The sequence below is a fragment of the Lysinibacillus sp. NPDC096212 genome, from assembly GCF_044763105.1.
In the GTDB taxonomy this organism is placed as follows: domain Bacteria; phylum Bacillota; class Bacilli; order Bacillales_A; family Planococcaceae; genus Lysinibacillus.
Genome location: NZ_JBIWFQ010000001.1, coordinates 236,932 through 260,009 on the forward strand (window position 1 = coordinate 236,932; position 23,078 = coordinate 260,009).

General features: G+C 38.2%; 17 protein-coding genes. 5 read left to right on the forward strand and 12 right to left on the reverse strand.

All coding sequences use genetic code 11. From position 1 onward, the window contains the following. Position 1: 1 nt before the first annotated feature. From rsgA to ACIQ7T_RS01215, 12 genes are all read right to left on the reverse strand, one after another. The gene (gene rsgA / locus ACIQ7T_RS01160) at positions 2-886 is read right to left on the reverse strand and encodes a ribosome small subunit-dependent GTPase A (RefSeq protein ID WP_402868182.1); all 885 of its coding nucleotides are present in this window, start codon (positions 884-886) and stop codon (positions 2-4) included. A gap of 11 nt (positions 887-897) precedes the next feature. Continuing rightward, a complete protein-coding gene (gene pknB, locus ACIQ7T_RS01165; protein WP_402868184.1) occupies positions 898-2,886 on the reverse strand; it encodes a Stk1 family PASTA domain-containing Ser/Thr kinase in 1,989 nt (662 codons plus the stop codon). A 2-nt stretch (positions 2,887-2,888) separates the two neighbouring features. Then, a complete protein-coding gene (locus tag ACIQ7T_RS01170) occupies positions 2,889-3,638 on the reverse strand; it encodes a Stp1/IreP family PP2C-type Ser/Thr phosphatase (RefSeq protein WP_402868268.1) in 750 nt (249 codons plus the stop codon). Positions 3,639-3,644: 6 nt separating this feature from the next. After that, positions 3,645-4,787: a dual-specificity RNA methyltransferase RlmN gene (gene rlmN, locus ACIQ7T_RS01175; protein WP_370075269.1), complete on the reverse strand. Its 1,143-nt coding sequence runs from the start codon at positions 4,785-4,787 to the stop codon at positions 3,645-3,647. Beyond that, on the reverse strand, positions 4,787-6,148 hold the full coding sequence (rsmB, locus tag ACIQ7T_RS01180; RefSeq protein ID WP_402868186.1) for a 16S rRNA (cytosine(967)-C(5))-methyltransferase RsmB: 1,362 nt from the start codon (positions 6,146-6,148) through the stop codon (positions 4,787-4,789). Before rsmB ends, rlmN begins: the two co-directional genes overlap by 1 nt. Continuing rightward, positions 6,145-7,086: a methionyl-tRNA formyltransferase gene (gene fmt, locus ACIQ7T_RS01185; RefSeq protein ID WP_370075271.1), complete on the reverse strand. Its 942-nt coding sequence runs from the start codon at positions 7,084-7,086 to the stop codon at positions 6,145-6,147. The genes rsmB and fmt overlap by 4 nt, the downstream gene beginning before the upstream one ends. Position 7,087: 1 nt before the next feature. Next, complete coding sequence (gene def / locus ACIQ7T_RS01190; protein WP_049668389.1) at positions 7,088-7,582, reverse strand: peptide deformylase; 495 nt, start codon at positions 7,580-7,582, stop codon at positions 7,088-7,090. Between the two features lie 618 nt (positions 7,583-8,200). Next, on the reverse strand, positions 8,201-10,615 hold the full coding sequence (gene priA / locus ACIQ7T_RS01195) for a primosomal protein N' (protein ID WP_370075272.1): 2,415 nt from the start codon (positions 10,613-10,615) through the stop codon (positions 8,201-8,203). Then, complete coding sequence (coaBC, locus tag ACIQ7T_RS01200) at positions 10,612-11,622, reverse strand: bifunctional phosphopantothenoylcysteine decarboxylase/phosphopantothenate--cysteine ligase CoaBC (RefSeq protein ID WP_402868188.1); 1,011 nt, start codon at positions 11,620-11,622, stop codon at positions 10,612-10,614. Before coaBC ends, priA begins: the two co-directional genes overlap by 4 nt. A 125-nt stretch (positions 11,623-11,747) precedes the next feature. Then, positions 11,748-11,975 carry a DNA-directed RNA polymerase subunit omega gene (rpoZ, locus tag ACIQ7T_RS01205; RefSeq protein WP_053483349.1) on the reverse strand — a complete coding sequence of 76 codons (228 nt, stop codon included), beginning with the start codon at positions 11,973-11,975 and terminating at the stop codon, positions 11,748-11,750. A 4-nt stretch (positions 11,976-11,979) separates the two neighbouring features. Next, positions 11,980-12,597, reverse strand: a complete 618-nt coding sequence (gene gmk / locus ACIQ7T_RS01210; protein ID WP_132357484.1) for a guanylate kinase — start codon at positions 12,595-12,597, stop codon at positions 11,980-11,982. Between the two features lie 44 nt (positions 12,598-12,641). After that, entirely contained in the window at positions 12,642-13,517 is an 876-nt protein-coding gene (locus tag ACIQ7T_RS01215; protein ID WP_402868191.1) for a YicC/YloC family endoribonuclease, read from the reverse strand. 880 nt (positions 13,518-14,397) lie between these two features. Here ACIQ7T_RS01215 and ACIQ7T_RS01220 point away from each other — a divergent pair. The 5 genes from ACIQ7T_RS01220 (at position 14,398) to ACIQ7T_RS01240 (ending at position 23,070) form a co-directional block, all read left to right on the forward strand. Continuing rightward, a complete protein-coding gene (locus tag ACIQ7T_RS01220; protein ID WP_402868192.1) occupies positions 14,398-16,095 on the forward strand; it encodes an Rqc2 family fibronectin-binding protein in 1,698 nt (565 codons plus the stop codon). Between the two features lie 435 nt (positions 16,096-16,530). Then, positions 16,531-18,216: a methyl-accepting chemotaxis protein gene (locus ACIQ7T_RS01225; RefSeq protein WP_370075276.1), complete on the forward strand. Its 1,686-nt coding sequence runs from the start codon at positions 16,531-16,533 to the stop codon at positions 18,214-18,216. Positions 18,217-19,448: 1,232 nt separating this feature from the next. Next, the gene (locus ACIQ7T_RS01230) at positions 19,449-21,098 is read left to right on the forward strand and encodes a peptide ABC transporter substrate-binding protein (protein WP_370075277.1); all 1,650 of its coding nucleotides are present in this window, start codon (positions 19,449-19,451) and stop codon (positions 21,096-21,098) included. Between the two features lie 122 nt (positions 21,099-21,220). Beyond that, on the forward strand, positions 21,221-22,150 hold the full coding sequence (locus ACIQ7T_RS01235) for an ABC transporter permease (RefSeq protein WP_370075278.1): 930 nt from the start codon (positions 21,221-21,223) through the stop codon (positions 22,148-22,150). After that, positions 22,150-23,070 carry an ABC transporter permease gene (locus ACIQ7T_RS01240; protein ID WP_370075279.1) on the forward strand — a complete coding sequence of 307 codons (921 nt, stop codon included), beginning with the start codon at positions 22,150-22,152 and terminating at the stop codon, positions 23,068-23,070. Before ACIQ7T_RS01235 ends, ACIQ7T_RS01240 begins: the two co-directional genes overlap by 1 nt. Positions 23,071-23,078 lie beyond the last annotated feature (8 nt).

Genomic DNA, 23,078 nt, shown 5'->3' on the forward strand with positions numbered 1-23,078 from the left:
ATTAATACCTCGGCTTTCGATCCATAATTTCTTGCATAAATTGTTTGTAGTGTTTATAACGATAGTCACGAATTTCTCCCGCCTCAACAGCTACCTTTACTGCACATTTTGGCTCCTTTAAGTGTAAACAGCCTCTAAATTTACAATCATCTGCCATACGGGCCATTTCAGGGAAGCATGCGCCTAATTCTTCTTTTTCTATTTCATCAAAATCAAACGAACTAAATCCTGGAGTATCTGCTAATAAGCCGTCACATACCTCGATTAATTCGACATGGCGAGTCGTATGTTTTCCTCGCCCTAAGCTTTGTGAAATAATTCCGGTTTTCAAATTTAAATCTGGAATCAATGTATTAAGTAGTGTAGATTTCCCAACTCCAGATTGCCCTGCTAACACGGAACTTTTTCCCTTTAAAATAGGTTGTAGACGATCAACTAATTCTTCCTCACCTTTATAGGTTTGTAGCACTGTATAATCCATGCTTTCATAATCTGCTATATAGCTTTGCAATTCCTCGCGTTCATGACCTTCTAGCAAATCCATCTTTGTTAAACAAATAATCGGATGAACATGAAATGACTCTAAAACAACTAAGAAACGATCCAGTAAAATTGTATTAAAATTAGGTTCCTTTACAGAAAATACTAAAATCCCTTGATCAATATTGGCTATTGGAGGACGTACTAATTCATTTTGGCGTTCCATAATTTTTTGAATAGTACCGTCTGATCCCTCTGTTTCCAGAGTATATTCTACATTGTCGCCAACGAGTGGGGATTCCCCGCGATTGCGAAAAACCCCACGTCCTCGACATTGTATTAGTTGTTCTCCATCATATACATAGTAATAACCGCTTAATGCTTTACGTATTTGGCCTTGCGCCATCCAATTCCCCCTTATTTAACATCATCAAAATTGAAACTGTCTTCCTCAATAATTTGCGAATCACGTATAATTTTATATGCGCCTACTTTGCCCTCTTCAATGACAAGCTGTATTTTATACGGTTTATTAGCCGTAATAGTAAATTCATCGGCAGCTGTTGACATTGTATGGTCTTTATCTTCAATTTCAATACGAATAGATTGCTCCATACCTTCCTCTGTTGGTTCATATGGTATTTCCACATGCACAGTTTTCACCATAGTTTTTACAGGTTTTTCGGCAGGTCCTTTACTTATAACAACAGCTATTGTAGAGCCTGGTTCAACTTCAGTCCCAGCTCTTGTCAATTGGGAAATAACACTTCCGGCAGCTACTGTATTATGATAGTCTTCACGGGCAATACTCCATTTTAAGCCTTTACTTCTTACATACTCATCCATTTCAGCCTTCGTGTAATTCACAACATTACCTACGGTAACCATTTGTATACCTGCGCTTACCGTAAATTTCATCTTTGTATCTTTAGCGATTACCTCTTCTTGAGGTTTAGGCTCTTGATCAATAATTGTTCCTTCTCGTTCTGTTGAATGCACCCAACTAATATCTGGGTCTGAAAATTTACCACCCTCTAATATTGATTTAACTTGGCTGATTTGCTGTCCTCTATAATCTTCCACTTTCGTCGTTTCTACTCCAAGACTGACGATTAAATCAATTTCCGTACCTTTTATACGCTCTGTACTCTCTGCAGGGTCTGTTTCAATGACTTTACCCTTTTCAACGTCCTCATCATAACGCTCCTGAGGTTCTTTACCAACAGTAAAACCTTCAGCCACTAATTTCTTCGTAGCTTCCTCAACTGTCATATTAGCCACACTAGGTACAGGCGTCTTTTTAGGAATAAATAGATCTGTGCCAAAATAAAGGGATAGGAAGATGGCGATAGCCGCTATTAATAGTCCAGCAACATATATTGGCCATTTTATCTTTTTCTTTACAGGTGCTGTCTTTTCCACAGGCTTCTTAGCCTCGGGTTTCGGCTTTGCTTGTGTAATTGGTTCGATTACTCTGGTCTTCGTTAAATCTTCGTCTTTACGTATAATTGGCTCTTTTATAATCGGAATAGCCTTTGTCACATCATTATCTTCCGGTATGACAAACTTTGGTTCATTGATTCGATTTGGCGATAAAATTGTTTCTAAATCTGCCTGCATTTCTTCTACAGTTGAATAACGATGAGAAGCATCTTTCGCTGTAGCTTTTAGCACAACATTTTCAACGCTTTGAGGTATTGTAGCATCGAATGCACGAACGGACGGTGTCTCGGATTGTAAATGTTTAAGCGCGATTGAAACAGCTGACTCGCCTGAAAACGGCAATTCCCCTGTTAATAATTCATATAAAACAATGCCAAGTGCATAAATATCAGATTTGTTTGTTGCCGTACCACCACGAGCCTGCTCTGGTGATAAATAATGCACCGTTCCTAGTACGGAGTTCGTTTGTGTAAATGACGTTGCACTAAGCGTCATCGCTATGCCAAAATCAGTTATTTTCACATTTCCTTCAGCGTCCATTAAAATATTTTGAGGTTTAATGTCACGATGGATAATATGATTTTCATGAGCATTGGCAATTGCTGATGTTAACTGCTTCATAATATGCACACTTCTAGCAGGAGAAATTGGTGCAAATTCCTGTATGTACTGCTTTAATGTTTTTCCTTGGACATACTCCATCACAATATAATGTAGATCACCATCATCACCTACATCATAAACACTAACGATATTTGGATGTGTAAGGCTTGTAGCAGAAAGTGCTTCACGTTGAAAACGGCGATGCAATTCATCCTCATTGGTAAAATCATAGCGTAATATTTTGATCGCTACATCACGGTTTAAAATCATGTCATGTGCTAAATAAACATTGGACATACCACCGCCACCAATTAGCCCTATAATTTTATAGCGATCACTAATTCGTTTACCTACAAGCATACTTACACCTCCTCATCTAGCCTTGTGAGTAGCACGAGGGAGATATTGTCCTCTCCCCCGCTTGCATTTGCTAATTCCACAAGTTTTCGTCCTTTTTCTTCTATTGAATCCGGATACGTAATAATTGATGCCATTTCATACACTGTAAGTTTATTGCTTAAACCGTCAGAGCAAATGAGTAAATACGATTCTGATGCTAAATCAACTTCATAAAAGTCAGGTTCGATCGATTCTTCTGTACCAACTGCTTTTAAGATGAAATTTTTCTTCGGATGCGTCAACGCTTCCTCTTCACTAATTTCACCATTTTCAACCAGAACATTTACATAGGAGTGATCTCTTGTTATTTGTTGTGCACCATCATCAAAGAAATAATACACACGACTATCACCAACATGTGCGATAAAGCAATGATTTTTTTCAATTAACACTGCAATAAACGTCGTGCCCATTCCTTTACAGTCTTCGTGTGATAAAGAATAGTCGTATATACTTTTATTCAATTGCTTGACCGCTTGTAATAACCACTCTTTTTTTGATGTTGTTGATGCAAAATGATGTGCCTCTGCCTGTAAAAAAACGGATTCTATCTGCTTCATCGCCATATCACTCGCTACATCGCCAGCATTATGACCACCCATGCCGTCTGCTACAAGTGCTAGTGCAAGCCCGTCTGGACGTTTAAAAAATGCCGCACGGTCTTCATTAATTGCTCGTTTTAACCCAATATCACTTTCGACTGTGTATTTCAACACTGGTCACCTCGTCTCTTCAGATCTCTCTTGCGCACGTAATTGACCACACGCAGCAGCAATATCAGAACCTTGCTCTCGGCGGATCGTTACGTTAATACCATTCTTCTTTAAAGTTTTTTCAAAGGCAAAAATTTGACTACGGGATGTGCGAACATAATCACGTTCTGGTACGTAGTTTACAGGAATTAAGTTCACGTGGCATTTAAGTCCTTTTATTAATGCAGATAATTCTTCTGCAATTTCAACAGAATCATTTTCACCAGACATTAAACCATACTCAAAAGTAACACGTCGGCCAGTTTTTTTAGTATAGTAACGAACGGCTTCCATTAATTCATCTAATTTATAAGCACGTGCAATTGGCATCAGTTTTTGACGATCCTCTTGGTTTGGTGCGTGCAAGGATACTGCAAAGTTAATTTGTAGTTGTTCATCAGCGAATTCGTAAATTTTAGGAACAATTCCTGATGTTGAGACAGTGATGTGACGAGCACCAATATTTAACCCTTTTTCATGGTTGATGACTTTTAAGAAGTTCATCATCGCTTCATAATTATCGAAAGGTTCTCCAATACCCATAATGACGATATGTGACACACGTTCGTCCAATTCATCTAAAGTTTGTTGTACTTTGACAACTTGCTCCACGATTTCCCCTGCTAATAAGTGACGTTTTAATCCACCTAAAGTTGACGCACAAAACGTACAGCCAATTCGGCAGCCTACTTGTGTCGTCACACAAACAGAGTTCCCATATTCATGACGCATTAATACAGTTTCAATAGAATAGCCGTCTTGTAGTTGGAATAAAAACTTTATCGTACCATCTTTAGATTCCTGTTTAATAATTGTTGACAATGTCGTTAAAGAAAAACTTGCTTCTAGCTTTTCACGTAATCCTTTTGAAAGGTTAGACATCTCTTCAAATGTTTTTACACGTTTATTATAAAGCCAATCAAAAATTTGTGCTGCACGGAATGGTTTTTCACCATTTTCCTTTAACCATTCTTCTAATTGGTCCGGCTGTAATGAGTATACCGATTCCTTTAAAGTTGGTTTTTCTTTTTTCGCGCGTCGAACAGGCTTGTCTTCCGCTTCTTCAACTAAGTCGTTAATGCGCTCATTAAATTTCTCTTGATCCACCATCAGTTGGATCCTCCTTTTTTACGAAAGGCGGCAACGAAGAAACCGTCACTACCAAAGTCTTGTGGAAAGACTTGAAGCATGCCATTTGCTTGCTTTTCCGCTAATTTTGTTGGTAAAGATTCTAGTTGTATAGCTTCCATTTCTGGATGCGTTGTTAAAAAGGCTTCTACAGTACCTTCGTTTTCCCTTTTATCTACTGTACATGTACTGTACACAAGCTTGCCATCTATTTTCAATACTTTTGTTGCAGCATCTAATAGTGCCAATTGTATTTTTTGGAGGCTTTCTAAATCTTCTTCTCGCTTTGTATATTTAATATCTGGCTTACGGCGCATAACACCTAAACCACTACAAGGTGCATCGACTAAAATAGCATCGAATGATTCTGGTTGTAGAAAATCCGGTGCCTTACGTCCATCAATCGGAGCAGTCTCTACGATATCAATCCCTAGACGATCCGTATTATGGTCGATTAAATCTAATTTATGAGGGTGAAGGTCAGTCGCTAAAATTGAACCTTCATTTTTCATAATCTCAGCTATATGTGTTGTCTTTCCTCCCGGAGCTGCACACATATCTAAGACGCGCATGCCAGGTGATGGATGCAAAACATTTGCTGGAATCATTGAGCTTTCATCCTGAATAGTAATAAGCCCTTCTTGGAATGCCTTTGTTCGAGCTGGCTGACCATTTGTTACATGTAAACATTCAGGCATTAGCTCGCTTCTCTTCGCTGCTAAACCTTCCTCTTCTATACTGGCAATCGCTTGCTCAACGCTTGCTTTCGTCGTATTTACACGTACAGTCTGCACTGGAGGTACATTATTTTCATGTAGCATTTCAGCCGCTACTTCAATACCGTAGTTATCTACAAAGCGTTGCACTAACCATTCGGGATGACTCGTTTCAATAGCAAGACGCTCAATTGGATCTTTAATGTCATCAGTAGAAGCTACACCCTGACGTAAAATAGAACGTAAAATACCGTTGACCATTGAAGCTATCCCTTTGTGACCTCGACGCTTAGCAATTTCTACAGCCTCATTTACCGCTGCATGTGGTGGGATACGTGTTAAATAATGCATTTGATATAAAGATAAACGTAAAAGCCAGCGCACCCAATGATCCACTGAGCCACGGATAAATGGCTCTAAATAGTAATCGAGTGTCATTTTATATTGTAAAGTACCATACGTAATTTCTGTTAAAAGCGCACGATCCTTCGCTTCAATTTTATGTCGCTTGATTGTTTCATTTAAAAGCAAATTACTATAGGCTTGATTTTTATCTACTGCTAACAGAATAGAAAGTGCAGCATCGCGCACATTTCCATCCCAAATTACTACGCTTTTTTTACTCATTTAAATTGGTCCCCGATCTGTAATTTAGAACCTGTACCACGCAAATATTCCTCTGCTGTCATGCGTTTTTTACCAGCTGGTTGTACATCATACAAGGCAAGTGTTGTACCATTTCCTGCTGCAACTTCAAAATAATCCTTTGAAATCGCAACAACCTCACCTGGTAAAGTATCATGCTTTGTGTTACCAACTTGTGCCCACCAAATTTTAAAGTTGCCATCTTCAAATGTTGTATAGGCAACTGGCCACGGATGAAGACCACGCACTTGATTGTATAAAGTTGTAGCATCCTTTGTCCAATCGATACGTTCTTGCTCACGTGAAATATTGCTTGCAAAGGTTACTTGTGCTTCATCCTGCACGGTACGATTATTCGTTCCATTAATAATAGAAGGAAGTGTAGCTTTTAATAAATCAGAGCCTACAGCACTTAGCTTATCAAATAGTCCACCTGTATGATCTTCCTCTTCAATTGGGATAGCCTTTTGAGATATGATATCACCTGCATCAAGCTTTTCCACCATATACATGATCGTTACACCCGTCTCTTTTTCACCATCAATAATTGCTTGGTGAATAGGTGCTCCTCCACGATACTTTGGTAAAAGTGACGCATGGACGTTAATGGAACCAAGCGGTGGTGCATCTAGCAATTCTTTCGGCAAAATTTGTCCAAAAGCAGCTGTTACGACTAGGTCAGGCTGTAAATCAATAATTTGCTGTAATTCCTCAGAACCACGTAGCTTTTCAGGCTGAATAACAGGTAAACCTAACTCCATCGCTGCTACCTTAACAGGTTGTGGTGTTAGCACACGCTTACGCCCAACTGGACGATCTGGTTGTGTAACTACAGCTTTAATATCATAACCTTCATGATGTAGCATACGCAAAATTGGCGCTGAGAAATCAGGTGTTCCCATAAAAATTATTGAAGTCATATTATTCCTCCTCTTCAGCGTACATTGCTTCAAGCTCTTCTTCAGTTAAAATGCGTTTGATTTTTGAATCAAATAGCACGCCATCTAAATGATCGATTTCATGTAAAATTGCTCGTGCATCAAAGCCTCCCGCTTCTAACTCATATACACGTCCTTCACGGTCACATGCTTCAATTTTCACATAGTCAGGTCGTTCAACCTCACCGTATAATCCTGGGAAGCTTAAGCATCCTTCAATATCTACTTCAGCGCCATCTGTTTCAATGACAGTCGGATTAATCATTTCTAAAATATCTCGTTCCTCGCCAAGCTCGACAATGGCAACACGTAATCCTACATTTATTTGCGGTGCAGCAATACCAACACCATCGTATTCAACCATTGTGTCATATAAATCATCTAGTAATGTAATAATTTCTTCATTAATTTCTTTTACTTCCGCGCACGGCGTTGATAGTACCTTTGCTGGATGTTCAACAACTTTTTTAATTGCCATCTTATGTTCCTCATTTCTATATTTAAGGTCAAGTGTGTTGATTAGTTATTTTTAACCACTCAAATTATTTAGAAGGCTCTGATTTCCGCTACGGGCTACTCGCTTTCCTGCGGGCGAGCGTCGAGCCGCTTCCTCCGCTGCGCTCCGTGCAGGGTCTCGTCTGTCTCGCTTTCCCGCGGGAGTCGAGTAGCCCTCCGCTACAATCAGTAAAAAATGGGAAAATATTAGCAAGATAGCAACAAAAAAATCTTTCTATCAGCCAATAACAAACCTATATTTACCTAATCAACACGCCTGATTTAAAGTTATACCTTATTTAATTGGACTCCATATCACTAGCTACGACTCTGTCAGCATTTAATATGCTCAGCATCATAACTCGTAGTTGATTTCCGTTCCGATTGGGCGCTTTCCTGGGGCGTTGGGGCAACAAATGTTTTATATGTGCGAAAGCACCGATTTTGGTCACGAAGGCGTTATCACAGGATGTGATGGTTTTAGCCTTCGTTCCTCTATTGCTAATCCCCAAGGAGTCGCCCAATCTCCACTCCAATCAACTTATCCTCATGACATCAGTTTTAACAAAATGTCATCCCAAACTTTGAGTGATGAATCATTTTATATAGTTGACGGATCTAAATCTACCGTCATTAATATTCCCTGTTTAATCCATTCCCCTCGATACATCGCTAAAAGGCGCTGTAATACAGGAATGAGATTTGGTTCAATTTTATATTTTATCAAACATTGATAACGATATCTATTTTGGAGACGACTAATACTTGCAGTTGTTGGTCCAATAATTGCTACCTTGTTTGATAAGTTTTCCCTTAGCCAATCCGCTGCCCTTCCAGCATACTCTGCTGCCATCATGACATCCTCATGAGATATTTGAACAAGCGCTACATAATAATACGGTGGATAGCTAGAGCGGCGACGTAAAAACATTTCACGTTCGTAAAATGGCTCGTAATCTTGTATTTTGGCCAATTCAATTGCATAATGCTCTGGTGTATACGATTGAACAATAACCTCACCATGCTTTTCATGACGTCCAGCTCTACCACTAACCTGCGTTAATAATTGGAATGTACGCTCCGCTGCACGGTAGTCAGGTAGGTGCAGAGATGTATCAGCACTAAGTACACCAACAAGCGTAATATTAGGAAAATCAAGACCTTTAGCAATCATTTGCGTCCCTAGCAAAATATTTGCCTGTCCTTCTCCAAATGCTTGCAAAATTTCTTCATGTGCACCCTTTTGCTTTGTGGTATCAACATCCATTCGGAGAACCCTTGCCTCAGGAAATAGCTTATAAATTTCTTCCTCGACTTTTTGTGTTCCCGTACCGAAATAACGAATATGCTCACTCTGGCATTGTGGACATATTTGAGGAACACGCTCCTCATAACCGCAATAATGACATTTTAATTTCTCGGTTGTCCGATGATACGTTAATGAGATGTCACAGTTCGGACATTGTACAACCGTCCCACAATCACGACAAAGCACAAAAGAAGAATAGCCACGACGATTTAAAAACAGCACCATCTGTTCTTTTTTCTCAAGCCTTATACGTATAGCATCAATAAGCTGCTCCGAAAACATAGAACGATTCCCTTTTTGAAGTTCTTCTCGCATATCGGCAATAAAAACAGTTGGTAGCGGTTGGTGCAAAGCACGTTGCTTTAAGGATAGCAAACTATATACGCCCTTCTTTGCTCTCGCAAATGATTCAAGTGCAGGCGTTGCACTACCTAATATAACAGGACATTTGTAAAATTCACTTCGCCAAATCGCTACATCTCTAGCATGATAACGAGGTGAATCTTCTTGCTTGTAGGTTGATTCATGCTCTTCATCTAAAATAATGAGGCCTAAATTTGTAAAAGGTGCGAAAATGGCTGAACGAGCTCCAACAACAACACTTACTTTTCCTTGCTGAATTTTACGCCATTCATCATACTTTTCACCGACAGATAAGCCACTATGCATCACAGCAACCATCTCACCAAAACGACTACGAAAACGCTCTGTCATTTGTGGTGTTAATGATATTTCAGGCACTAGCATAATGGCTTCCTTACCTTCATCTAACACCTTTTGTATCGCTTGCAAATATATTTCAGTTTTACCGCTTCCCGTGACGCCGTGTAGTAAAAAAGTTTGCGCCGTCTGTTCTTCCATCGACCCGTTAATAGCCTTAAGTGCAATGTGCTGCTCTTCCGTCAATTGTAAAGATTGCGTACGGGAAACCTCCTTCGTAAAGGGATCACGATACACCTCTTCTTGTATAAAATGGGCGGCCCCTTTGTCAATAACCGACTGTAATACCGCGGGAGATGCACCTGTTTCCTCATAGATTTTCTGTGGCAAAAGGACCTCTCCTAGATGACTGCCCATCCATTCAATCAGCTGGCGTTGTTTAGCTGCTCTCACTGCACCTTCCATTGCTTTGTGGATATCTTGCTGATGATCGGAAATTTTGACCATCCGTATTTCTTTCACATTGCCTTGCTGCTTCACAACATTTTCTATTTTTACAATTTTATTAGTAATAAGCTGTTTTAATAAAGGAAGTAATTCTGCACGCTCGAATTCTTTGAAATTAGCCTGTTGTCGCTTACCAAAAATAGCTTGCGCCTCATCTGGCAAAGCATCTTTCTCCTCTAATAGCGTTATGATTTTTTCATACTTCGCTCGAAGCGCTGATGGGAGCATGACCTGTAAGGCATCAATTTCATAACAAATCGTTTCGTTTTTCAACCACTTCGCCATTAACAGCATTTCTTCGGTTAATACAGGCTCTATATCTAAAATTTGCGCAATAGACTTTAATTTATTAGATGGTACTTCTGTTTCATTTTTTAATCCGACCACAAAGCCTAGAACATTTCTTGGCCCAAACGGTACTTTTACACGACAGCCCATCTCGATAATATGTGCCCATTCTGTAGGCACTTCATAGTCAAATGGACGATCTACATGGTATGTTGAAACATCCACTATAACCTCTGCAATCAACAAACTCATTGCTTCTCACCTTGTAATAAATATGTCCAAAATGCTTGCGCAAACTGCATGGCATTTGTCGTATCCCATATTTGACCTTTTACTTCTGCCGTGTCACTAAAATCAATCCACGTGTCAGACGTAATTGTTAACATTGGCTTTCCAATAACCTTTTGCCCAAAAGTTATTACGGTCATGCCTTCTACGGATAGTATCGGTGCCCCTTCAATTGTAGGCGTATTTGCTGCATGGATAAAAAATGCAGATGGATATTGTTTTTTATAATCTTCAAGCTGCTCAAAGAGTTTATGCACGCTTGCTTCGTCCTCATCTATAAGGATTACATTTGCCCCAAGTGTTTTTGCCTCTTTTGCTATTGCCTGACCAATTCTACTATTCGCCTGCGTACTAATTACATGGTGCTCGTCCATTGGAACATAAGACGCCCCAGCTGTAACCACTACCGTTTTACCAGCTAATAGCTTAAGCTTCTCTGAAAAAAATTCTTGCACAATCGCCGTAATTTTTTCTGGCTCCTCTAAACGACCTTTGCCAACATAGCCACATGCCAAAAATCCTTCCGAAGGCTCAATAAATTGATAGCCATCAGATTGTAACTGAGCCAAATTTCGTTTTACCGCTGGATGGTCATACATATGTACATTCATCGCTGGTGCAAGCCATACAGGGACAGTAGTTGCAAGCAAGGTCGTCGTTACCATATCGTCTGCAATTCCATTCGCCAGTTTACCTATGACATTTGCGGTAGCTGGTGCAACTAAAATTAAATCTGCCCAATCCGCCAAATCAATATGGGCAATAACACTCGAATCCTTTTCATCAAAAGTATCGAAAAAAACATCATTTTTGGACATAACTTGAAAGCTCAGCGGATTCACAAATTGTCTTGCTGATGCTGTCATGATAACCTTTACATTTGCTCCTGCCTGAGATAGCTTGCTAACTAGAGCGACAGCCTTATAAACTGCTATGCCACCTGAAACACAAAGTAAAATATTTTTATTCATGCACAATCGTCCTTTCAAATGATAAGCTCCCAAAGGAACATTCCCCGGGAGCTCTCGACATTCTGTATAATCAAAAATCCACTGCAGACTTTAACATTAATTTGGCAAAAGCTTATTTATCAATGTTAGATTTCGTCTTCGTACACAGTTGACTCATCCTGTGATACTTTCGTAAGTACACCTGCCGCTACTTCTTCAAGCGCTTTCCCTACGTATTTATGGGAAACATACTTGTGTAAACGTTCAGTGTCTTGTTCCTCTTGCATTTGACGAGCACGTTTAGATGCTAGACTTACTAAAGAGTATTTTGAATCGATTTCTTTTTTTAATGTATCTACTGATGGGTATAACATAGTTTTATTCTCCTCTCAACATTGACAAATATCTTTTTTCAACACGTTCTCTACGACAATGCTCTGCTTTAATAATCGCATTTATACGATCACAAGCATTTGTCACTTCATCATTTTCAACTACATAATCATAAAGGCTCATCATTTCGAGCTCTTCGCTTGCAGTTGCAATACGCTTCGCAATAACGTCTGCTGTTTCCGTCCCTCGACCAACTAAACGGTCTTTTAATTCCGTTAAGCTTGGTGGGGCTAAGAAAATAAATAATGCATCTGGTGCCTTTTTGCGGATTTGTGCAGCACCTTGCACTTCAATTTCTAAAAACACATCACGTCCTGCATCAAGTGTTTCATTTACGTAGGCTAACGGCGTTCCGTAATAATTCCCTACAAATTCAGCATGCTCCAACAAGCCACCCTGTTCAATCAACGCTTCAAATTCTTCACGTGTCTTGAAAAAATAGTCTACACCATCTACTTCACCTTCGCGAGGATTTCGTGTTGTCATCGAGATGGAATACTCATAATTCGTATTCGGCTGAGAAAATAATTCTTTTCGCACTGTCCCTTTACCTACACCAGATGGGCCAGACAGAACAATTAATAATCCACGTTCTTTTATCATTTATTCTCTATATCTCCCTTAATTTATAACAGATACAAAGCAAGCTATTCGATATTTTGAACTTGCTCGCGCATCTTTTCTAAAATTGTTTTCGCCTGAACTACTGCAACGGCCGCCTCTGTTGATTGATTTTTTGAACCAATCGTATTGATCTCGCGGTGTATTTCCTGCATTAAAAAGTCTAATTTACGGCCAACTGAAATCGTTTCTTGTAATGTTTCTTCCAGTTGATTAAAATGACTATCTAATCGGTCCAATTCTTCAGTGATGTCCACACGTTCTGCGAATATCGCTACTTCGGCAAGTAGACGATCTTCTAACAACGCTCCATCCGCCACTTGAGAAATTCTTTCCGATAATCGTGTACGATATTTTTCTACAGCAAGAGAGGCACATGAACGAATGTGGTTCACTTGTTCCACTAACTGTTCTTTATATTGTACAACAACATCATGCAATTCTTGCCCTTCACGCTCACGCATTTGAATGAGCTGTTCAAGTGCTTGTGAAATAGCCTTTTCAACAGCACAGAGTAAATCCTCAGGTGTGAGCTGTGGCTTTTCCTGTACAAGCGCTTGTTCAAGTGATAGTAGCTCTTGCATTGTCCATTTTTCTTCTAGTGGTACTTTACTTGCTAATTGCTCTTTTGCCTTACGATACGCTTCAATTAATGACCAATTAATTTCAATAGATTGCTCGACGTTCTCTAAATCCTTAACATAAACCATCACATCAATTTTGCCACGTGACAAAGCTTGTGAAATTAATTTCTTTGCAAAAATTTCTGCTTCAAGCCATTCTTTCGGGAATTTTGCATTGATTTCTAAAAATCGATGGTTGACCGAGCGCATTTCTACGGTTAATTGAAAGTCTGTTGTTGTTGTGACACCTCTGCCAAAACCAGTCATACTACGCACCAAGGTTCGTCACACCTTTCTTTGCATACTGGGATTATTATAACATAAGCTCTGTCATTTATGACGTGTCTCACCGTAAAAAATTAGATCAATTTCGCCTTGGCGTAATTGCGTCCGGAGGCTCTATCTTCATTCAGTAGGTGGGAAAACACCTACTGAATGAAGATAGAGCAAAAGTTAATTCTACCACATATGAAGCTATATTTTAATATTCACCTAAAAAATGCTATGATAAACATAAGAAAAAACTCATCACCAAAAGAAGGGCTGACCTTTGGTAAAATTTATGCCATGTCTAGAAGCTGATTGAAGTGGAGACTGGGCAACTCCTCGGGAATCAGCAATAGAGGAACGCAGGCTAAAACCATCACTTCCTTTGATAACGCCTTCGTGACCAGCATCGTGCTGGCCCACCGCCCCCAGGAAGCTTTGCTCTGTGCGATAGCGTAGCGACAGCAACAACAAATGTTTTATCTGCGCGAAAGCGAAGCGTCAACAACAAAGCGCCCAGCCGTAACGAAAATCAACCACAAACTATGGTGATGAGCATATAAATGGATTTAACTATAAGGTGTGTTGATTAAGAAAACCTTGTTATGCTATCGAGCGATTTTTTGTTGATATTTTGCTTAAATGTGCCCATTTTTAGCAGATTGTAGTGAAGGGCTACTTGACTCCCGCGGGAAAGCGAGACAGACGAGACCCTGCACGGAGCGAAGCGGAGGAAGCGGCTCGACGCTCGCCCGCAGGAAAGCAAGTAGCCCGTAACGGAAATCTGCACCTTTTATGTAATTTGCAATAGAAATGGTTAATCAATACACCTGTTAAAATATAAAATACGAAAGTACCAAGGATGCTTATATCGTTGGAAAGAGGAATTCATATGGCATTTGATGGCTTATTTACTTATTCAATGACAGCCGACTTACAACAATTAGTAACAGGTCGGATCACTAAAATACATCAACCAAACGCTCAGGAAGTAGTTCTACATATCCGTGCGAACGGAAGCAATCATAAATTACTTTATTCGATTCACCCTTCTTACGCACGTGTTCACCTTACTGAGCAATCTATAGAAAATCCAGCAGAACCCCCAATGTTTTGTATGCTGTTGAGAAAGCATATAGAGGGTGGTTTTATTTCTTCTATTAAACAGCACGATTTTGATCGAATTATAATAGTAGAAATTGAAAGTAAAAATGAAATAGGCGACCCTATTGTAAGGGAATTACATGCTGAAATTATGGGCCGTCACAGTAACCTGTTATTAATAGATAAGGAACAGGGAAAAATAGTCGACAGCTTAAAGCATTTGTCACCTTCCGTGAATAGTTTCCGTACAGTTTTACCTGGTCAGCCTTATATCGCACCGCCCGCACAGAATAAATGGCACCCTCTAGCAGTAACCGACGAACAGCTTACACTGTTTTTCTCTGAACCAAAAACGGCTAAGGAAGTAGTTTCGCAATTTATTGGTTTCTCACCTATCCATGCTGAGGAATTATTATTCCGATTAGCAGATACAGATGATCGTGTAAATTGCTTTAAAAATTTTATAGCTTCCTTTAATAATGGTGGAACAAAGCCGATGTATGTAATCGCAAATAATAAAACGTACTTCTCACCAATCGCGCTTACACATTTACAAGGAGATGTAACGATTTATCCAAATGTCCATGAGCTACTTGACCGTGTATTCTTCGCTCGAGCTGAGCGTGATCGTGTTAAACAGCAGGCTGGTGATTTGGAGCGATGGCTACAAAATGAAATTGACAAGCTTATATTAAAAACTAAAAAGTTAAATAAAGACTACGAACGCGCATCTAAGCTAGATCAGTTTCAATTATTTGGAGAATTACTGATGGCGAATGTTTACGCATTTGAAAAAGGTGTAAAGGAAGTAACTGTCACTAACTATTATAGTGAAACTGGGGATGAAGAAATCACTATTCCAGTGAGTGAACGTAAAACACCTGTTGAAAACGCTCAAAGCTATTACACAAAATACACAAAAGCAAAAAATGCCCTTATTATGGTTCAAGAACAGTTAGAAAAAACGCAAGAAGAAATTACCTATTTCGAAATGCTTGCTCAGCAGGTACAACAAGCTGCTCCTGGAGATATTGAAGAAATTCGCGAAGAATTAGCAGAACAAGGTTATTTGAAATTACGCCATGCACGAAAAAAGAAAAAACAAGCGAAGCCTGAGCCTGAACGTTATGTCTCTTCAACAGGTGTAGCGATCTCTGTAGGAAAAAATAACAAACAAAATGACATGCTTACATTTAAAATTGCTAAACGCACAGATATTTGGTTGCATACGAAGGATATTCCAGGCTCACATGTTGTCATCCATACAAGTGAACCTGACGAAACAACATTACGAGAAGCTGCAACACTTGCTGCCTATTTTTCAAAAGCAAGAGACTCTTCCTCTGTTCCTGTAGATTACACAGAAATACGTCAGGTAAAAAAACCAAATGGCTCTAAACCTGGTTTTGTTATTTACTTTGAACAAAAGACTTTATACATCGACCCTGATGAAACTGTCATTTTACAGTTAAAAAAACAATCTTAAAGGTTGAGGCTAGGACATAACTGGATAAAACCTTAAAAAGCGCGAGAAATCAATTTTAGAAATGTTGATTTCTCACGCTTTTCTTATGTAATTTTTTTGGTTGCTAAAGTTATATAGCGATTTAATCGTTAAACTCCATATTCAGTATTTTGTGGGGAGCTTCAATACGTCTCGTCATCTCCATGGGGAGCTTACCTCAATGATGAAATGTATCGTATTCAATTTTTATGACAATGACCACGAAATCTGTACTATACGACTATTAAATTCCCCTTTATCTTGATTGATTTTTGTATCTATTGTTCCTTATTATAATAACCCTAAAAAAACTGATGAATATTCCGTACTGTTTATTCCGAGGTTATTGACTTCCCCCCTTCTAAATGGCTAAATTTAAATAAAAAGTAAATAGCATTCCAGAAAGGACGTATCTTTATGTCTGTAGGCAAAAAATTAAGCTTTGGTTTTTTAACCATCATTCTGACCTTAATTATTTCATTAGTCATTATGTTTATTCAATTCTCAAACATTGATAAGAAGGTAGAAAATGCACTAGAAAACCGTGTAACGCTAGTAGAATTAGCTAATAATATTCAAACTGAACGAGCAATGCAAGGTCTTTACATTCGGGCAATACTCCTTGAAGACTCAGCAGCTAATAAAGATAACTTTACAAAGCATGCTAGAATGCTAGATGCGCATGTAAAAGAGATCAATGAAAAATCTGATTCATCCGAAATGGAGACCTATGCAAAGGATCTAAATACATATAATGAAGCTTTTAACAAAGCAGCTGAAGAAGCATTAGCACTTCATGATGCTGGAAAATTAGAAGAAGCGATACAAAAAGTTAATGGCGATGTTCAAAAAGCAAATACAGATTTGTTAGCAGTATCAGAGAAAATTGTAAGTTATCAAAAAAATCAACTTGATACTGTCACGAAAGAATCTAAACAAGCAGTATCAAATTCTCAAACAATCTCAATCATTGCTATCATTATTGGTGTAATACTTGGGGTATCTCTGATGTATTATGTACAGCGTACAATTTCACGACCTTTGAAATCCGTTGTTATGGCTGCCAATAATATTGCTAATGGTGAATTATATCATCAAGATCTTTCTCATCAATCTAAAGATGAAATCGGTCAGCTTTCTACAGCCTTTAACATAATGAAAAGTAGCTTACGAGGTTTATTAACACATATCCAAGGCAATGCGGAACATTTATCAGCTTCTGCTGAAGAGCTATCCGCCTCTATCGAAGAAATTTCTGCTTCTGCTGATGAGATTACTGAACGCATTAACGAGACAGCGAATGCAGCATCTACTGCTACAATTGCTTCCAATGAGAGTGCACATGCAATGGATGAAACAGCACTAGGTGTACAACGTATAGCAGAAGCAACTCAACAACTTCACCAAAGCGCAGTAACAACAACTGAATTGGCGAATAACGGTAATAGTACAGTTGATGAAGCTCAACAACAAATGAACGTGATTTATGATTCTACTCAAACGATTAACAAGCTCGTTCAAAAGTTAAGTAAGCAATCAGAAGAAATAGGCAATATAACTACAGTAATTACAGCCATCACAGATCAAACGAATTTATTAGCGCTCAACGCTGCAATCGAAGCTGCACGTGCAGGTGAACACGGTAAAGGCTTCGCTGTTGTAGCAGATGAAGTTCGTAAGCTAGCAGAAGAATCAAAGCAATCAGCCAATCAAATCGTTACGTTAACACAAGAAATCCAAGAAGATACACAAAATGTAGAGAAGGCTGTCGAAGATGGGCTACATTCTGTCACAGATGGTGTGAGAATTATTGACGATGCTGGCAACTCTTTCGAAGCAATCGCAAAAGCGATCACTACAATGACAGATCAAATAGAAGACATTTCATCTACTACTGAAGAAATCTCTGCAAGCGCTGAACAAGTAGCAGCCTCTGTTGCAGAAATTGCTCAGGGCGCTTCTTCTAGTGAAGCCAATACACAGCTCATTGCTGAAGCTAGTAAGGAACAAGCAGCAACAATGCAACAAGTAAATCATGTTGCTACAGATTTAAGTGAAAAATCCTCGGACTTACAAACCCAAATTAATCAATTTAAGCTTTAACTTCTTTCAGCATTTATTTCCTGTAGCGAAAGCAAAGTGACAGGTACAGAAGTCTCCCACCTCTATAGGTGGTGAGATGAATGCGGATTTAAGTTACTTTTCAGCGGGTGTCCAAACATCTGTGCCTGGCGCTACGCTTTCGGTACAAAAGACATCTGCTGAAAGAAGTTAAAGCCTCCGGCGGATGTCACGGCATAATTGATACATTTAAGCAGAGTATTTCTATAATCGAAATGCTCTGCTTTATTAATGTTTACCTACATTCCCGATATCGAAAGCGCGAGTGCAACGGAGCTACCATAGTTAAGGAGACTAACAACATATACGCTAATAATCCTTCGCTCGCCTAAGGAAACGTTCACCTTTAACTACCGTTAACCGTACTTTACTGTTTATTTTTAGGAAGACTACCATTTAACTTAGTAAATATGGTAAAATAGACCATACAAAGAAATGCAGTAATTTTCTACTCATCAAGTTCTACCTACACAATGTTTAGTAACTTTATGTAGGAGCTTTCCTCATAAGCGAGACAATTGGATTTCTCCATAAAACAATACCAAAAACATATGCATTTTTCCATTTATCGCATGTCCAATCCTACATTCATATAATTGATTCAATACACTGTTTTTTATACATCATTGTATATTCAAGTAACGTGTAAATTATTTCAAAAAAACATTTTTTACTAAAATACCCGATATTTATTCTTTAAGAGAGGCACATTTTACTCTAATTTTTCTTTCTTCTCTTTTATACTGGTTAATCTAAGAAAAATACAAAACAAGTTTCTTATATATCATTAATAGATAAAAATATTCATTCTTCGAGAATGTAAATTACAAAAAATTCCTACTCAGGAATATAAATCACTCAGTTTTACAACGATTTTCTACAAATCTACATAAATATCTTACATATCACACGCATGACTTTTGATTCATTTTACAGATAATAATATTATTATCTGAAGAATACGAATTTTCGATATAGTGAGTTATTTTTTAATTTTTATTCTATTTTTGATATATACAATAAATAAACATCATTTTTTTATCATGAAAGCGCTTTCTCTATTTAATGTGATAAATCGAAAAAAATTACTATCTTCAAAAATGTCAGATAATACTATATAAATTCGAATATTTTTTATTTTGTGCACAATGATTTTTTTGGTATATTAAATAAGAGCTTCATAGAAGGCTTAAAATTGTATAAGGGGGATTTACATGATTAAAAACAAAAAGTTTTTATTATTAACAGTCCTTGCAGTATTCTCATTAGTACTAGCTGCATGTGGCTTCGGTGGTGAAAAGTCTGATAATTCTTCATCTTCAGACGGTACAAAAGATTCTGGTTCAAAAGCTAAAGAGCTTAACTTAGCAGTTGCTTCAGAACCACCATCTTTACACCCAGGACTTGCAGAAGATACTACATCTAGTGCAATCTTAATTAACATTTTTGAGGGTCTAACTGTTTCAGACGCTAATGGTGATCCTACTCCAGGCATGGCTGAGAAGTGGGAAATCAGTCCTGATAAAAAGACTTATACTTTCCACTTACGTGATGCAAAATGGTCAAATGGTGATGCCGTTGTAGCAGGTGACTTCGAATATGCTTGGAAATGGGCGTTAAATCCAGAAAACCTTTCTGCGTATTCTTCTATTTTCTACCCAATTAAAGGGGCTCAAGCTTACAACGAAGGAAAAGGATCTGCTGATGGCGTTGGTATCAAAGCTGAAGATGACAAAACTTTAGTCGTAACTTTAGAAAACCCAACTCCCTATTTCCTAGAATTAACAGGATTTAAAACGTATTTACCAATTAACCCAAAAGTGACTGAAGCTAATAAAGAATGGTACGCAGACGCAGGTAAAGATTACGTAACAAATGGTCCTTATAAATTAAGCGATTGGAAACATAGCGATTCTATCGTTCTTACAAAAAATGAAGATTATTGGGATGCATCAAATGTAGATGTTAATACTGTAAATGTTGCTATGATTGAAAAAGAGCCAACTGTTGCTACTAACTTTAAAAGTGGCAAGCTTGACTATATCGGTAAACCATTCCAAACAATAGATCTTAATGTAATTGATGAATTCAAAAAAGATGGTTCTTTAACAATCAAGGACGAAGCAAGTATCTATTGGTATAAATTCAATACAAAAGATAAAATTATGAAAAATGCAAATATCCGTAAAGCTCTTACTTTAGCAATCGATCGTAAAACATTAATTGACAATGTAACTAAAGGTGAACAAAAACCGGCTACAGGTATGGTTCCTATAGTAATCCCTGGATTTGAAAATGACCGTGGTTACATGAAAGATAATGATGTTGATGGAGCAAAAGCTGCTCTTGAAGCTGGGATGAAAGAACTTGGTATTAAAGACCCTAAAGATCTTAAAGTTAACATTTCATTTAACACTTCTGAAGGGCATGCAGCAATCGCTCAATATATTCAAGAAGAATGGAGCAAAAAACTTGGTATTTCATCTCAGTTAGATAACTCAGAATGGCAAGTTTATATTGATAAATTAAAAACTGGTGATTATCAAATTGGTCGTATGGGCTGGGTAGCTGACTTTAAAGATCCATATACATTCCTTGAACAGTTCGATACGGCTAAAAACGGTAACAACCAAACAGGCTGGGAAAATGCTCAATACAAAGATTTATTGAAAAAAGCAGTTGCTGAAGTAGACGAAGCTAAACGTATTGAATATTTAAAACAAGCAGAAGCAATTATTATGACAGAATTCCCAGTTGCGCCTATTTACTACTACACTAACTTATCAGTAGTTAAAAAAGGCATTGAAAACTTAAATCCAAATCCAACTGGTGATATTCACCTTAAATACGTAAAGATGAAATAATAATTTCTTTTAAGCTCTAAGCGAAGAGCTGCCTCGTAGCCACTGCGGTGCGAGTCAGCTCTTTTTAAAATACGAAGGCACTTATTTGTCAGATAATTGACAAATTGAAGGAGGAGTTTTATGTGATTAAATATATTTTGAAAAGGCTGATGTATATACTTCTCGCGCTTTTCGTCATCGTAACGGCTACGTTTTTCCTATTACGTCTTGCTCCTGGTAACCCATTTGCATCTGAACGTAATTTCCCTCCTCAAATAGAGGCAAAGTTAAACGAAACGTATGGATTAAATAACCCTTGGTATATTCAGTACAAAGATTATTTAATCGATGCGGCCACTTTTAATTTCGGTGAATCTATGAAATATAAAGCGCGTTCTACGAATGATATGATTGCAGAAGGCTTCCCTGTATCGTTAACTTTAGGAATTGAAGCGATGCTGCTAGCGATTGGATTTGGTGTATTAATCGGCGTAATTGCTGCGCTTTATCATAATAGGTGGCCAGATTATTTGGCAACGACCTTTGCGGTGCTTGGAATTTCCGTTCCATCCTTTATATTAGCTGGACTCATGCAATATTTCCTTGCATATAAACTTCAGCTATTCCCCATTAGTGGATGGAAAGGCTTTAGTTATAGTATATTGCCAGCCTTTGCTATTGCATTAACGCATATGGGCTTTATTGCTAAACTGATACGATCAAGTATGCTTGAACAAAATAATAGTGATTACGTAAAAATGGCTCGTGCAAAAGGTATAGGCAAATGGACAATTGTCTTCCGCCATACTTTACGTAACGCCCTCTTACCAGTTGTTACTTATTTAGGTCCATTAACTGCTGCTGTTGTTACAGGTAGCTTCATCGTAGAGCAAATTTTTGCGGTTCCTGGATTAGGTAAACACTTTGTGCAAAGTATTACGAACCGTGATTATACAGTTATTATGGGGACAACGGTGTTCTACTCAATCATTCTTTTATTTGCGGTATTCATCGTAGATATTTTATACAGCGTGATCGATCCGCGAATTAGATTGAAAGGAGCGAAAAAGTAATGACACAGCAACAAATCGAAAAAGATAAGTTTAAAATTGTTGGCGGAAATCACGAAGCCACTGAAAAATTAGCAGATAAATCTGTCTCCTTTTGGAAGGAAGTATTTATTCGTTTTTCCCATAATAAAATGGCGATTTTTGGTTTAATTGCGTTAATAATTATTTTTTTAATGGCTATATTAGTGCCGATGTTTTCACAATACCACTATAGTGATCAATTAGGTGCTTTTAATGCTCCACCATCATCAGAATTTTGGTTTGGTACAGATGATTTAGGTCGAGATATTTTCGTTCGCGTATGGGCTGGCGCTCGCATTTCTTTATTCATCGGCTTTGCTGCGGCAATCATAGACTTGATCATTGGCGTATTATGGGGAAGTATTTCTGGTTTAGCAGGCGGTCGTGTTGACAATATTATGATGCGTATTGCCGATGTTTTAACAGCTGTTCCTTACCTATTAGTTGTAATCGTCCTTTTAGTAGTATTAGAACAAGGTATTATACCAATGATTATCGCACTATCGATTACAGGTTGGATCAATATGGCCCGTATTGTACGTGGTGAAGTATTATCTATTAAAAATCAAGAGTATGTTTTAGCAGCTCGTACTCTTGGCGCAAGAACAGGACATTTAATTTTAAAACATTTAGTGCCAAATGCACTTGGTGCAATTTTAGTAACAATGACATTAACAGTGCCATCTGCTATTTTTACAGAGTCTTTCCTTAGTTATCTAGGACTTGGGGTTCCTGCTCCACAAGCCTCTTGGGGAACAATGGCTTCTGATGGAAATGGTGCGATTACAAATGCTCCTTGGCGTTTAATATTCCCTGCACTGTTCATTTCACTAACAATCTTTGCGTTTAACGCAGTTGGTGACGGCTTACGTGATGCATTAGATCCAAAACTACGTAAATAAGGAGGTGG

What these genes read in the sequence shown, in the direction of transcription:
- rsgA (WP_402868182.1), bottom strand. Translation starts at nt 886, where the DNA reads ATGGCGCAAGGCCAAATACGTAAAGCATTAAGCGGTTATTACTATGTA.
- pknB (WP_402868184.1), bottom strand. Translation starts at nt 2,886, where the DNA reads ATGCTTGTAGGTAAACGAATTAGTGATCGCTATAAAATTATAGGGCTA.
- rlmN (WP_370075269.1), bottom strand. Translation starts at nt 4,787, where the DNA reads ATGGTGGATCAAGAGAAATTTAATGAGCGCATTAACGACTTAGTTGAA.
- rsmB (WP_402868186.1), bottom strand. Translation starts at nt 6,148, where the DNA reads ATGAGTAAAAAAAGCGTAGTAATTTGGGATGGAAATGTGCGCGATGCT.
- fmt (WP_370075271.1), bottom strand. Translation starts at nt 7,086, where the DNA reads ATGACTTCAATAATTTTTATGGGAACACCTGATTTCTCAGCGCCAATT.
- def (WP_049668389.1), bottom strand. Translation starts at nt 7,582, where the DNA reads ATGGCAATTAAAAAAGTTGTTGAACATCCAGCAAAGGTACTATCAACG.
- priA (WP_370075272.1), bottom strand. Translation starts at nt 10,615, where the DNA reads ATGAGTTTGTTGATTGCAGAGGTTATAGTGGATGTTTCAACATACCAT.
- coaBC (WP_402868188.1), bottom strand. Translation starts at nt 11,622, where the DNA reads ATGAATAAAAATATTTTACTTTGTGTTTCAGGTGGCATAGCAGTTTAT.
- rpoZ (WP_053483349.1), bottom strand. Translation starts at nt 11,975, where the DNA reads ATGTTATACCCATCAGTAGATACATTAAAAAAAGAAATCGATTCAAAA.
- gmk (WP_132357484.1), bottom strand. Translation starts at nt 12,597, where the DNA reads ATGATAAAAGAACGTGGATTATTAATTGTTCTGTCTGGCCCATCTGGT.
- ACIQ7T_RS01220 (WP_402868192.1), top strand. Translation starts at nt 14,398, where the DNA reads ATGGCATTTGATGGCTTATTTACTTATTCAATGACAGCCGACTTACAA.
- ACIQ7T_RS01225 (WP_370075276.1), top strand. Translation starts at nt 16,531, where the DNA reads ATGTCTGTAGGCAAAAAATTAAGCTTTGGTTTTTTAACCATCATTCTG.
- ACIQ7T_RS01230 (WP_370075277.1), top strand. Translation starts at nt 19,449, where the DNA reads ATGATTAAAAACAAAAAGTTTTTATTATTAACAGTCCTTGCAGTATTC.
- ACIQ7T_RS01240 (WP_370075279.1), top strand. Translation starts at nt 22,150, where the DNA reads ATGACACAGCAACAAATCGAAAAAGATAAGTTTAAAATTGTTGGCGGA.